Here is a 13,483-nt window from a genome sequence, read left to right on the forward strand (position 1 = left end):
CCCGCCTGTAAGAATCAATAATGGAAGTTTTTTTAACCTCAACCGTCACTGTCACACTTGCCGAAATAGGCGATAAAACCCAGCTTTTATCGCTCCTGTTAGCCGCCCGTTTTCGTAATAAAGGCGCGCTTATTCTTGGTATTTTAGCCGCAACTTTACTCAATCATGGTTTATCAGCATGGTTTGGGCAGTGGTTAACTAATAGTTTTTCTTCTGAATACTTACCTTGGCTTGTAAACATCAGTTTTATTGTCGTTGGCCTTTGGCTATTAATTCCAGACAAAGACGAAACTGTAAGTAGTAAATATGATAGCTACGGGGCTTTTTTAGTCGCTTTTGTATTATTTTTTATTGCAGAAATTGGTGATAAAACACAAATAGCCACCGTACTATTAGGCGCACAATATCAGTCTGTGTTTTGGGTAACAGTAGGAACCACGTTAGGTATGCTAATTGCTAACGTGCCTGTTATATACGCCGGAAATGCATTGCTAAAAAGAATATCACTAAACACTGTACGTGCTATTGCTGCTTGTGTGTTTGTCTCATTAGGTATTTATGGCTTAGTTACAATTTAATCAATATTAAAGCTCGCAACTATTGATTAAAGTGCGAGCTTTAGTTTATCGATACGTTATTTATGCATTATTTACACAGTAACATCCCTTGGTTTGTGTAATTAAGAGATTTGAGTTAAAACCAGCAGCTAAATTAGTGACCACAGTTTCAACAAAACCACTTCCTTGGGCGCAAGCTAGACCTTCGGAGAGCGGCCCTGCATAAACAAATTCACCCGCTTTGTTAATAATAACAGCAGCAGGAGTAGCTGGAATAACGTGTTTAAGAATTGGTGTTAATTCAACTTGCACAATCTTCATGCCTTTATTTGTAGCAAAAGAATTTAACGATGAAATATGTGGTTTAGCTTGTATAGTACACCCACAGTTTTTTTCTGTTATAATCACTAAAGACGGCTCACCAGTATCAACCCAATCTAATTGCTTTTTAAAATTACTAAACCAATGTTTTTGCAATAAAATTTTTGAGCTATCAAACGGTTTAAGCTGCTCTAATTGAAAATAAACTAACCCTGCAACAACACAAATAAGCCATGTAGCTATAAGCGAAAATACGAAAGTGTTAGATTTATTTAAACTTGGCAATGCTTTGCTCTAACAAATCAATACTTACGTCTATTAACTGCACCTTAGCAGTTAACTGCTGCACTATTTGCGTATCTTGGTACTGATTTTGGCGCATAGTATCAGTACTGCTTGCTATTAATTCAGTATTACCTGCCTGCTCAGCTACAACTTGTGCAACTGAATCAGAGCTTGAAGATACTGCAGCTATTTGCTCGCTCATTGCTGAAATATTCTCTTTCATCGCAGCACTAATACTTGTTAAATCCACTACAAAACTTACACACTGACTCATTGATTGCGTTGACGTTTTACTATTATTAACGAGATCTTTTAATGTTAAACTAATTTTATCTGTTGTTGCTTTACTATGATTAGCCAAAGATCTCACCTCATCAGCAACAACAGCAAAACCTCGACCATGCTCGCCTGCACGGGCAGCTTCAATAGCAGCATTTAAAGCAAGTAAGTTAGTTTGCTCGGCAATACCTGATATCTCATTAAGAAGACCTGAAATAACATCACCCGCAGCCACTAAGTGGTTAATTTTTTCTTCGGTATGGTTAAGTAGTGTTAGCAGCTCTCTACTTTTAGCGTCTGTTTGAAGTACTTCTTTTAATGCATCGCTCGCAGCTTGTGTAATATGGTCTACTTGACGCTTAAGCACCTCACTTTCTTCTTCTACAAGTTTAAAACCATTAGCAACTTGAGCGCCAGAATTAGCAATATCATCAGTTTGTTGTGTACGCTGTACTGCGCCACCCGCCAACTGATCATGAACATGAATAAGCTCTTGTGAGTTTTTTTGCAGTGATTCTGATTGAGTTTGTACCTGTTTAATAACATCAGATAAGTAATCTAGTAACGTGTTAAACCCTGCTACAGCCTCACTTTTAGTGTCATCAGCGCGTAGAGAGAGTTTAATGTTTTCGGGGTCTTTCATTATTTGCTCTGTCGCATAACTTAAAGATAAACCCGCACGACGTTCGCGTTGCAACGTTATAGCGATGTAGCCTGCAACTAGCACCTCAACTATTGCGTATCCAGCATGAATAAGCACCGTAGTAAAAGCAAGCCTATCAGGGTCAAATACGTAAAACCCTGTATTTTGAGTTTGTAAATAATAAAAAGATAAATGATGAACAGCTACAAATACAATTGTAGTAATAAACACTCGCCACTGTACAAAAACAATTAACATGGGCATTAAAATAAATATTTCAAAATGGACTTCAATCAACCCAAAAGTTTGTTGAATGTGCAAAAAAGAAAACATCATTATGGCGGCAGCTACCACATGCGGGGTAACAGGACTGTCCCCTTGTGTGTTTAAAAGCCATATAGGTAATAAACACAATGGCAAACCTATCATAAAGGCCTGCGCTAATGTGTCGAAATACAAGCCAATAGCGATAGATTCGACAAACAAAAGACTAAAAATAATTGTAAATAACCGGCCAATACTAGACATAAGAACCTTAAAATTGTTGTTTGCATTGTTGTTTTATAAAGCAGTTTGCAATATACGTATCAAAACGAGTTTCAGTTTACTGAACACAATAATAAACTACCGACACATTAAAAAATAATACATTTAATTTACATTACATACATGCGGTCTACTTAATTATAGGCAGTATTTTTTTAAACGTAGGTGTTGCTGCTTTTTTTGTCCATTGAAAAATAACTATTTCAGCGCATGAAATTACCGAACCAGCTTGGCGTAGCTGTTCAATCGCCAAATTTTTATGTTGCGGATTTCTCGAGCCAACTCCGTCGTGTACGATAATAACTTCAAAACCATTTTCTATTAAATCTAAGCATGTTTGTAAAACACACACATGTGCTTCAGTGCCAACAACAACAACTTGCTTTTTACCATAGCTTTTTAACTTATCAACAAAGCCAGGCTCTGCACACGCACTAAAGTACGTTTTATGAAAATACGTAGCATTAGGTAACGTATTTTTAATTTGCTGATTAGTCTCGCCCAACCCTTTGACATATTGCTCGGTTATTAAGGCCGGGACGCCGTGAATAATACCGGCCTGCACTAACTGCAATGTACTTTTTAAAATATTCGGAAAGTCTTTAATTGCAGGAGCAAGCAACGCTTGTAAGTCTATTATTAATAACACGCTGTTTTTTGCATCAATATTAGATAAAACCACTATACTCTCCTTATGAACATTAGCTGTTATCTATATAGATTAGCTCACTATTTGAAAATAGAGCTTTTAACTTTACGTATATTATTTGTAATTAAAAAATAAAAACTTATGCTATATTTACTATCTAGCTAAGTATCATCCTATCTTCCACTGAGAGTGTTTATAAGTGCGTTTGAGCAAACTTTTTTTTCATATCACCATTGTTTTTTTACTATGCATCCAAAGCACTTTTGCATCACAAAACTATGCTCAACAATTACAACGAATTTCTACTGACGAAGGTCTCTCGCATGGTTATGTTGTCAACATTCAAGAGGATGATATCGGCTTTATATGGGTAGCGACTCAGCAAGGTTTAAACCGTTTTGATGGGTATCAAGTTACCACGTTTGACGGCGGTTTTGGTTTAGATAAACATTACATATATGCATTATTAAAAACAAATGATGGTAAGTTGATAGTTTCCACCGATATTGCAGGTGCATACATTATTGATCCAATAACGCTAAAAACAGAAAAAATTTACTCTGGACAAATAGATAAAGAAAAGCAGCTTTACTCTCCTATTTCAGCAATAGCTGAACAGCATGGTCTTTATTATTTAGCCATAGATGAACAAGTATTCAGATACGATAAAGCAAGTAAGCTTTTTGTATCAATATTAAGCTTACCTAGCAAAGATGATTATATCCGAGCATTAAAAATCGACAAAAATACACTCTATGTGGGCGCTAATAGTGGTTTATTTACTGCAAACTTAGCGACTAACCAATTAGTTGAATTGCCATTTCATTCCCCTGAGAAAACAACCGCAGACAATAAAAATGTAAAGTTTTTAAACGTGGATGACGAGTTAGGTTTACTCGTCGGTACTGTTGAAGGTATGTACCAAATTGCCTTTAATGATAATAAAGAAATAGACAGTTCAAATATAACAACCATAATCCCAGACTATAATATATGGGAATACATCAATAGTATTTACGGCGAATTTGTTGCGACAGAAAAAGGTTTATATAGCTACCATCGAGAAACTGGAGAGTTTGAATTCATATTAAGCTTTGATAAAAGTAAGTTTGATGTAAGTGAAAACTCTATTAATGATATTATGATCGATAAGTCTGGTACACTTTGGCTTACCTCAAGAACCCAAGGCGTATTTACTTGGCCAATTAAATCACGCCGATTTAAACATATACTTTTACCTGGTAACAATACCATCCACAAAATTTATCAAGACAAAGATAATATCATATGGCTTGCTACCGATGATGGCATTGCCCGTTATGATCCACTCACTAAACAAACCGATATTTTTCTCAATACCACCGATCCCAAAGCTGCATTTGGTAATGCTGCTATTTACGATATATTTCCATCATCAATAGGAGACGATTACCTATGGTTATCAACTTTTAATGGTTTTCAATTTTTTGACAAGAGAAGCGGCGAAATTATTGAAAACACAGGTGCTAATAAAGGTTTATTAATACGATATGATATATTTGGTTTCGCTCAAATAAAATCGAATGAATATGCATTTTTAACTGATAAAAACTATTATGTACTCGATGAAAAAACGGGCAAATCTAGAGTTATAAAAGGTCTTAAAGAACTGTTAGACCCCATTAATGCCTACTCGTTTCATACCCCATTAGAAAGCCACCCGAATGAATTTGTTATTGGTACAAATAAAAACCTATATAGGTACAACGAGAAAACACAAAAATTAACACGTATCTTTCAAACTCTAAACCCTAAGAATGGCCTTTTTACAACGATAGAAAACTATTATTTAGATTCAAAAAGAAATATTCTCTGGTTAGCCAGTACCTATGAAGGTTTATTTGGTGTAGACCCAATAACCTACGAAATTAAGCATCACATTGGCTCAAAAAATGCTGTTAATACTGACGAAATATATTCCCTCTTACCTGACGAATATGGTTTTTTATGGATTAGCACTAAAAATGGGTTATATCAGCTAAACCTCGATACGCTTAGTTTGGCAAGTTACTCAACAAAAGACGGCTTAGTTACGAACCAATTTTCAGCTATTGCCGCAATACCACTAAATGATGGTCGGCTTATGTTTGGGACTAACAACACAGGCGCTATTGTATTTGACCCATCGGACTTTTTAAAACAAGAACAGCTTAGCCATCAAAAATTAGCCATTACAGATATTAACCTTTTTACGAGAGAGCTGAATTATATACCTAATAAATATCTCAACATGCCTCTTGAGTTAGATTATGAGGATATGGGCTTAACCGTTAATTTTTCCACCTTTGCATACCCGAATGTCGAAAAAACGTATTATAAAGTAGTTCTTGATGGACCCACTTCGCTTTCCTACGAAGACTTAAGATCTAATCATGTCTTTTTCACTAAACTCCAACCCGGTAATTACTCGCTAACAATATCGGCACATACTAAAGAAGGGCTTAGAACCAGTGATCTGATAAGCATTCGAATAAATGTAGCCTACGCACCATGGAAGTCGCCCTTTGCTATTGCCGCCTATGTAATTTTAATAATTGCCGTGTTGTTTTTCATTTTTTGGCAATACCGCAGCCGCCAAGTTGCAATAGAACAAGCGCATAGAGCCACTATTCATTCGCAAAAGCAAACAGAACTCGCGCTTAAAAATAACAAAAGCGGCGTGTGGGATTATAATTTTAAAGATGCTTCCGTAAGTACGCTCAGAGGAAGTGAATTAGGCTATACAGGCTTACCTGTACGCGTACACATAGAACAATTTTTAGCGCTAATACACAAAGATGATCGACGTCGTTTTGAAAACCAATGGGAAAACTACTTCAAGTACAAAAAACAGCAAAACTGGCAAGCAACTTATCGTTTACAGCATAAAGAAGGGCATTGGTTATGGTATCAAGATACAGGACAAGTTATATACGATCCTCAAACAAATGAGCCGCTATATGTTTCTGGCATATATACCAATATCACTGAGCAACGGGCTAATGAGCAACAAGCAAAAATTTTAGGTGAAGCGTTTAGCCAAATAAACGACTGGTTACTTATACTCGATAAACATTTAATGCCATTTTCTGCGAACAACAGTTTTATTGAAACGTTTTCAAATGAACAAGCAGCCACTAAAATTAGTCCAAAATTATTTATTAGGGCCATTGGTAAAGATAAATGTAGAGAGTTTGCAAATATTCTAAAAAAATTAAAAGCTACAGAAAACTGGCAAAGTGATGCTTATATAAAAACAGCAAAAAGTAACGAACATCCAATACATATAAGCGCCACAGCCGTAACAAAAGATACTGCAAGCTACTACGTAGTTGTTATTACAGATTTAACTGAGCAAAAACGTGCTGAAAACGAATTGCGCTATTTGGCTAATTTTGACCCTCTAACACATCTCCCAAATCGTAGTTTAATGTATCAAAACATTGAAAAAGCGATTAAACATGCCAATGAGAGTAATACACAATGCGCATTATTATTTATTGATTTAGATAAGTTCAAACCTGTTAATGACTCTTTTGGCCACGCAGTTGGCGATAAGCTGCTTTGTAATATTACCCAAAGAGTAAACGGTATGCTTGGCGCAAACGCAAAACTTGGTCGCCAAAGTGGTGATGAATTTTTAGTGCTGATTCAAAATATAAAATCGCTTCAGTCTCTTCGCGATACAGTAAGAAAAATTAGTAATGAGTTAGCTAATAAAGTAATTATTGAAGACTTCTCTATTAATATTTCAGCCAGTATTGGCGTAGCTCTATACCCATTCGATGCTGTAACCACCGATATACTTATCCGTAATGCCGATGTTGCGATGATGCACGCTAAACAAGGCGGGAGAAACGACTTTAAGTTTTTTAGCGATGAAATGAATGAGCTGATAAAACAAAAATTACTGCTCGAAAATGATTTAAAAGATGCAGTGAAAGACAACCGATTTTTTAATCACTATCAACCCATTATCGACATAGAAGAAAAAACAATAAATGGCGTGGAGTTACTCATGCGCTGGAAAAATGAAGGCCAGTTAGTATCCCCAGCACTTTTTATTCCGGTAGCAGAAGAAACCGGTTTAATAGAGCTCCTTACTGAGCAAGCATTGCAACGAGCTCTTATTGAAATTGCACCTATACTAAGCGCAAACCCATTGTTTTATATATCTTTAAACTTATCTCCTAAACACATTTTAAAAACAAACATAACCCAGCGGCTAATGTCCATATTAGCGGACTCTCAAGTTCATCCAAGACAATTAAGACTTGAAATAACAGAGAGTATTTTACTAGAAGATAAACTCAAAGCAGCCAAGCAGCTACAAAACTTAAAAGCTGCTGGGTTTAAATTACTACTTGATGATTTTGGTACTGGTTACTCGTCACTCACCTATTTGAGCCAATTTCCTATTAATGTTATTAAAATAGATCAAAGCTTTGTAAACAGTATTGGTATAGATAAAGGTGATGAGTCGATTATTAAAACCATTCTTTCGTTGGCCGAAAACCTAGATCTTTACTGTATTGCAGAAGGAGTAGAAACGCGCGAACAGATGATCTTTTTAGCCGAGGTTGGGTGTACTGTACTGCAGGGTTATTACTTTGCAAGGCCAATGGATGCTAAAGACTTACGTAAAAGCGATTGTTTTAGCAATATCTTTGATTTGATTTGATTTGATTTGATTTGATTTGATTTGATTTGAAACATTAAAAGCGTGCTAATCATTATTACACGCTTTTATATTAATTAGATGCTACTAATGGATGTGATGGCATTCGTGGCTTTCTATTTGTAATACACTATTGCGTACATTAAATTTTTCAGCTAACAGTTGTTCTACCTTCATACGACATGCTTCATCGTGTTTTTCAATAGTACAATGCTCTTTAAGTACAACGTGCGCCCCGACTACTACACCCTTATATTTACGCGTTACAGTGACGTTATGGACATTGTGAACATGCTCCATATCTGTAATCTCACTTTCAATATCTGCTACTTTAGGGAGTTTTGCCTTATTTAAGCGTAAACCTTTTATACAACTAATAATAACCTTAATACCGGTAAACAACACGAAAGAGGCGATTAACATGCTCGATAAAATATCGATAACAACCCAGCCCGTAAAATATATAAGAATACCAGCCACAAATGTCGATACGGTAGAAATCAAATCAAAGAATGAATGTAAAAATACCGCGTAAACATTAATACTCGCTTTGCGGCCTTTATATAAAACCCATGCAGCAGCACCATGAAACAAAAAACCAATAGCAGCAATAACCGACATTAAATAACTATTAATAGCCAGCTCATTTCCTTCATGCTGGTGTATATAGCGCTCACCACCTTCATACAAAATAATTAAACTGATTGCTAGGTATAAAAATCCGTTCACCAGACCACCCAAAAGCTCGGCTCTTTGATGACCATCGTTATAGGTTTTAGCAAAATGAATAGCGAGACTTGATGCAATCAGTGCGATGAATAACGAGCTATTGTGAACAAACAAATGCCCCGCATCGGCAAGTACAGCAAGCGAATTAGAATAATAAGCACCTATAACCTGAATTACCATAAACGAACACGTAATTGCTAGCGCAATAAGTAACCGACGACGAGAAGCTTGGTGTGTAGTGATTTCTGTCATGAAATGCTTGAATAACCTATACTTAAAGTGCAAATAAACCAAAGATGGCTTAGAGTAGAAAAGGGTAATGATATACAGTATCAATTATAATACGTACCGCCCTCAAACGCACTAAAAACTTAGTAAATCAAAAAAAATGTGCTAATAATTAGTAGGGCTTGTTGAACTTCGGTGGTTGAATTTGCAGTAGTATTTTTGTTTTTTAGGCAAGGCAGAGTCTATGTAGTGTGGCTATTCCCCATAAATAGGCAATAACGCAGTATAAATACAAAACATGCGCTGCCCTTTGAGCTCGATCTAAGGACGATTAACACGCCCAAGTAAAAACAATAAAAAATACAATAGATAACAATTTAATTGTGGCTTAAACACATGGAGAGTTGAGTGAGTAATAACCTATCAGATGAAATATGGCGAAACTTGGAGTTACTGCCGTTTTGTGTATTACTTTATGATGCCAATGAAAATATATTTAAAGTTAACAGCCAAGCACAGGACTTGTTTGGCTTAAAAGACCAATCACATTTTAATAAAATTGATTTTGCACACATCACTTTGACCAATCATCACAGTAAAAAAGAACTGTTAATCGAAGATCTATTCTTAGACTATTTTACAGCAAATAATCAATGCCAGTTTGCTTTATCAAAACAAACATCTAAATTACTACTCAATGTAAAATTTGCAAAATTACCTAACTCACATTCAATTATTATCATTGATATATTAAATAACAATGTCGAAGAACAATATGATTTTGATAATATCATTTCGAACATATCAACTGACTTAATTGATATTCAAAACGACGACGTTGATAAGCATATCAACTATGCATTAAAAGCTATTGGTACCGTATGCCACGCAGATAGAAGTTATTTATTTAAGTTTGCCGAGGACGGTAAAACAATAAATAACACTCACGAATGGGTAAATAACGATATACAAGCATTTAAAGACGACTTACAGGACCTTCCAAAAAGCGACCTCCCTTATTTTTTTACTTTAATGGCCCGTACTCACTTATTTAGAGTTAACGATGTAACGTTGTTACCTATCCAAGCAACGAGCGAAAAAATAATTTTTCAGCGACAAAAAATAAAATCAGTACTTTGCATCGGGTTACGTTATGACAAAGAGCTCGTTGGCTTTATAGGCTGTGATTGCGTTGTTCAAAAGCGAAACTGGACTGATTTAGACCTTATTCGCCTAAGGTTAGTAGGTGAAATGCTTGCTAATGCTTTCAAAAATTTAAATTATAAGCAAGAGCTACAACAAGCTCAACAGCAACTCATTAATGCCAATCATAAACTTAACAAACAAGTTAATACTGATGGCCTTACAAACATTGCTAACAGACGCTGTTTTGATCAAACTTTAAAATGCGAAATAAAGCGCGGCGCACGTAATAAAGAACCCATTAGTTTAATAATGTGTGATATTGATTTTTTTAAGCGTTATAACGATAACTATGGGCATCAGCTCGGAGACGAAGTGTTAAAACGAGTTGCCAAAGCGCTGCATGATCTTTGTAAACGTGAAGGTGATTTAGCCGCTCGTTTCGGTGGTGAAGAATTTGCGATAATTTTACCTGCAGTCGACACAGATCATTGTCAAAGGTTTGCTGTTCTTATTCAGGAAAAAATCGCAGAACTCGCAATTGAACATAATTTTTCAAGTGCTAGTAATTACCTCTCTTTGAGTATTGGATTTTATAGCCTTATACCCAATCAAAAAACAACACCTAAAGAAGTAATAACTAACGCCGACATAGCCCTTTATAACGCAAAAGAAACAGGCAGAAATAAAATAGCCAGTTTTTAAAAAACCGACTAAGTCGGCGCGCTACAGTGAGTTTTAGTGGTTAAAAGTTCGCTGTAGTGATAATCTATACACGCTGAAATTATAAACAATACAACCACTCAGCGTTTAATTATTATAAGGAATGTTTAAATGGATCCAGTCACACAAATTCTCGATATGGTTTTTACTGTTGAGGCTTTTTTACTTGTTTTTGTTATCGTGCTTTTAAAAAGTAGCGTTAAATTTGTACCACAAAACCGCGCCTGGTTAATCGAACGTTTTGGTAAATACCAATCAACTAAAGAAGCCGGCCTTAACTTTATTATTCCATTTATTGATAGAATCTCGGCTGATCGTAGCTTAAAAGAACAAGCTCAAGATGTACCATCGCAGTCAGCTATCACTAAAGATAACATCTCACTTATAGTTGATGGCGTACTGTACTTTAGAGTACTAGACCCATACAAAGCAACGTATGGCGTTGACGACTATACGTTTGCAGTTGTACAACTTTCACAAACAACAATGCGTTCAGAATTAGGTAAAATGGAGCTTGATAAAACATTTGAAGAGCGTGATTTACTTAATACCAACATTGTTGCAGCTATAAACCAGGCATCTGAGCCTTGGGGTATTCAAGTACTTCGCTACGAAATTAAAGATATTGTGCCGCCTAACTCTATTATGGAAGCGATGGAAGCACAAATGAAAGCTGAGCGTGTTAAACGAGCTCAAATTTTAGAGTCAGAAGGTGATCGCCAAGCAAATATCAACGTTGCTGAAGGTAAAAAACAAGCACAAGTACTTGCTGCTGAAGCCGACAAAGCCGAGCAAATTTTACGCGCTGAAGGTGAAGCAACAGCTATTACTACAGTTGCAGAAGCACAAGCAAATGCACTTATTAAAATAGGTGAAGCTGCAGATACAGAGCAAGGTCAAAAAGCAATTCAGCTAGATTTAGCAACTAAAGCAATCGCGGCTAAAGAAGCTATTGCTCGTGAATCATCAATTGTATTACTACCAGACAACGCGACAGATGCAAGCTCAATGGTTGCCCAAGGTATGGCAATCATTAATAGCTTAAATAAAAAGCATCTGGGTTAATAACTAAATAAAGAGGTTTGTATGGATTTTATTACGCAAAATTTACCGCAAACACTTATGGTACTTGGTATTGTTGCTTTAATAATAGAAGTAGCAGTACTTGGCCTTTCTACATTTATTTTGTTGTTTTTTGGATTATCGTTATTCCTTACAGGATTATTAATGAGTTTTGGTATTTTGCCTGACTCATTAACAACAGCCCTTTGGAGTAATGCAGTTGTAACAGCTGGCTTGGCCGTTGCACTTTGGAAACCATTAAAACAAATGCAAAATCGCGTAGATAAGAAGCAAGTGAATAGTGATTTTGCTGAACTTACTTTTGTACTTACTAGCGATGTAACAGAACAAGGTTTAACTACACATCAATATTCAGGTATTAGCTGGAAACTCAAAAGTGAGCAACCAATTAGCGCCGGTACTGAGGTTTTAGTAACCAAAAAAGAAGTGGGTGTTATGTGGATTAAGCCTAAAAGCTAATCATCACTTTAAAACAAGCACTGTGTATAATAAATTACAGTAAAACGGGCGGCTCAAACTGCCCGTTTTTTATGCCTGAGATTTGAAATACAGCGCCTTGTTCACTAACAGTATTATTAATCGATTCATCAAATGCCGATGTCACAAGTAACAATTCAGCATTTTCACCACCAAATGCGGTGCATGTCGGTTTTATTGCACAAAGCTTTATTGTTTTAATTAGCTCACCGCCTGGGGATAAACATATAACACACCCCATTCCCCAAACAGCTAGCCACAAATTACCTAATTGGTCGGTTACGCAGCCATCGGGGTCAACATCAGTGTTATTAAATTGATAAAAAACACGTGGCTCAGAGCAAGGTTCGCCAGTTTGCTCATCCAAATCTAATACATAAATACAACTCGTTAAAGAGTCGCAGTAATAACCGCGTAAACGTGGCTTATCAAAGCACAATCCATTTGGGATACTCAAACCACTTACAACGGCTTTAAGCTGGTGTTTATAATAACGGTATATTTTACCGTAACCTTTTTTAGCATTTACGTTCATTGTACTTAACCAAAAACCACCCCATGGATCAGCGCGGCCGTCGTTTGAACGCCTATTTAGTTGTGTATTTTCAATATTAAGAATAAGGTGGCGAGTGCTCGAATTAATATGGTATTTATATAAACCAGTGCTTGTACCTAGCAACAAGTGCTGCTCATCAATCCACGCTATTGCACTGAGCGTATCGGGCATATTAACTGTTTTTGGTTGGCTTTCGCTGTGTATTTTTTTGCTTAAAAGTAATTTTTTATTTATGTCGACCCAAAAAAAAGTATTCAGCATAGGGTGCCAAAGAGGACTTTCTGCAAGCTGATTCTGTGTGCTTTCAAAAATGGTTACGCTAGGGTCAAACATAAATACTTATTCTTTATTATTAACAAAGCCTTGTAACCCAAACCTTACCAGAAAACAGTGAATTTCGCGATGTGTACCTGGCTTTAATTTATCAACACGCCCTAGTGACTGCAAAATCAATATCATTGGACCACCGGCTAATTTTAAAGTTGGGCGTACCACTAAAAAGTTTGAAATACTTAATAGTGGTTACAACATGGGAGTTGATACTGCTAAGGCCTTTTTAGCTAAATAA

Annotated in this window: 11 protein-coding genes; 6 read left to right on the top strand and 5 right to left on the bottom strand. The window is 36.1% G+C overall.

What is annotated here, in order from left to right; genetic code table 11:
• The first annotated feature begins 20 nt into the window (after positions 1-20).
• The gene (locus tag L659_RS0121465) at positions 21-578 is read left to right on the top strand and encodes a TMEM165/GDT1 family protein (protein ID WP_024591865.1); all 558 of its coding nucleotides are present in this window, start codon (positions 21-23) and stop codon (positions 576-578) included.
• A gap of 60 nt (positions 579-638) precedes the next feature.
• On the opposite strand, the gene L659_RS0121470 is transcribed toward L659_RS0121465, so the two are convergent.
• The 3 genes from L659_RS0121470 to L659_RS0121480 all read right to left on the bottom strand — a co-directional run bounded on the left by L659_RS0121470 (position 639) and on the right by L659_RS0121480 (position 3,313).
• Positions 639-1,163: a DUF6436 domain-containing protein gene (locus tag L659_RS0121470; RefSeq protein ID WP_024591866.1), complete on the bottom strand. Its 525-nt coding sequence runs from the start codon at positions 1,161-1,163 to the stop codon at positions 639-641.
• On the bottom strand, positions 1,147-2,613 hold the full coding sequence (locus L659_RS0121475; protein WP_024591867.1) for a methyl-accepting chemotaxis protein: 1,467 nt from the start codon (positions 2,611-2,613) through the stop codon (positions 1,147-1,149). The genes L659_RS0121470 and L659_RS0121475 overlap by 17 nt, the downstream gene beginning before the upstream one ends.
• A gap of 148 nt (positions 2,614-2,761) precedes the next feature.
• The gene (locus L659_RS0121480; protein ID WP_024591868.1) at positions 2,762-3,313 is read right to left on the bottom strand and encodes an isochorismatase family protein; all 552 of its coding nucleotides are present in this window, start codon (positions 3,311-3,313) and stop codon (positions 2,762-2,764) included.
• Between the two features lie 166 nt (positions 3,314-3,479).
• On the opposite strand from L659_RS0121480, the gene L659_RS0121485 reads away from it, so the two are divergent.
• On the top strand, positions 3,480-7,979 hold the full coding sequence (locus L659_RS0121485) for an EAL domain-containing protein (protein ID WP_024591869.1): 4,500 nt from the start codon (positions 3,480-3,482) through the stop codon (positions 7,977-7,979).
• Between the two features lie 84 nt (positions 7,980-8,063).
• Here L659_RS0121485 and L659_RS0121490 read toward each other — a convergent pair whose 3' ends face one another.
• The gene (locus L659_RS0121490) at positions 8,064-8,957 is read right to left on the bottom strand and encodes a cation diffusion facilitator family transporter (protein WP_024591870.1); all 894 of its coding nucleotides are present in this window, start codon (positions 8,955-8,957) and stop codon (positions 8,064-8,066) included.
• A 384-nt stretch (positions 8,958-9,341) separates the two neighbouring features.
• Here L659_RS0121490 and L659_RS0121495 point away from each other — a divergent pair, with 384 nt between their 5' ends.
• From L659_RS0121495 to L659_RS0121505, 3 genes are all read left to right on the top strand, one after another.
• Entirely contained in the window at positions 9,342-10,781 is a 1,440-nt protein-coding gene (locus L659_RS0121495) for a diguanylate cyclase domain-containing protein (protein WP_029769960.1), read from the top strand.
• A gap of 129 nt (positions 10,782-10,910) precedes the next feature.
• On the top strand, positions 10,911-11,864 hold the full coding sequence (locus L659_RS0121500; protein WP_007581832.1) for a slipin family protein: 954 nt from the start codon (positions 10,911-10,913) through the stop codon (positions 11,862-11,864).
• Between the two features lie 21 nt (positions 11,865-11,885).
• The gene (locus L659_RS0121505; protein ID WP_024591871.1) at positions 11,886-12,341 is read left to right on the top strand and encodes an NfeD family protein; all 456 of its coding nucleotides are present in this window, start codon (positions 11,886-11,888) and stop codon (positions 12,339-12,341) included.
• 34 nt (positions 12,342-12,375) lie between these two features.
• Here L659_RS0121505 and L659_RS0121510 read toward each other — a convergent pair whose 3' ends face one another.
• Positions 12,376-13,248, bottom strand: coding sequence for an SMP-30/gluconolactonase/LRE family protein (locus L659_RS0121510; protein WP_024591872.1), 873 nt, complete (start codon positions 13,246-13,248; stop codon positions 12,376-12,378).
• Between the two features lie 61 nt (positions 13,249-13,309).
• Here L659_RS0121510 and L659_RS1000000123990 point away from each other — a divergent pair, with 61 nt between their 5' ends.
• Entirely contained in the window at positions 13,310-13,483 is a 174-nt protein-coding gene (locus L659_RS1000000123990) for a DUF6363 domain-containing protein (protein WP_407072740.1), read from the top strand.

Source organism: Pseudoalteromonas sp. S8-8 (assembly GCF_000497875.1).
In the GTDB taxonomy this organism is placed as follows: Bacteria; Pseudomonadota; Gammaproteobacteria; order Enterobacterales; family Alteromonadaceae; genus Pseudoalteromonas; species Pseudoalteromonas arctica.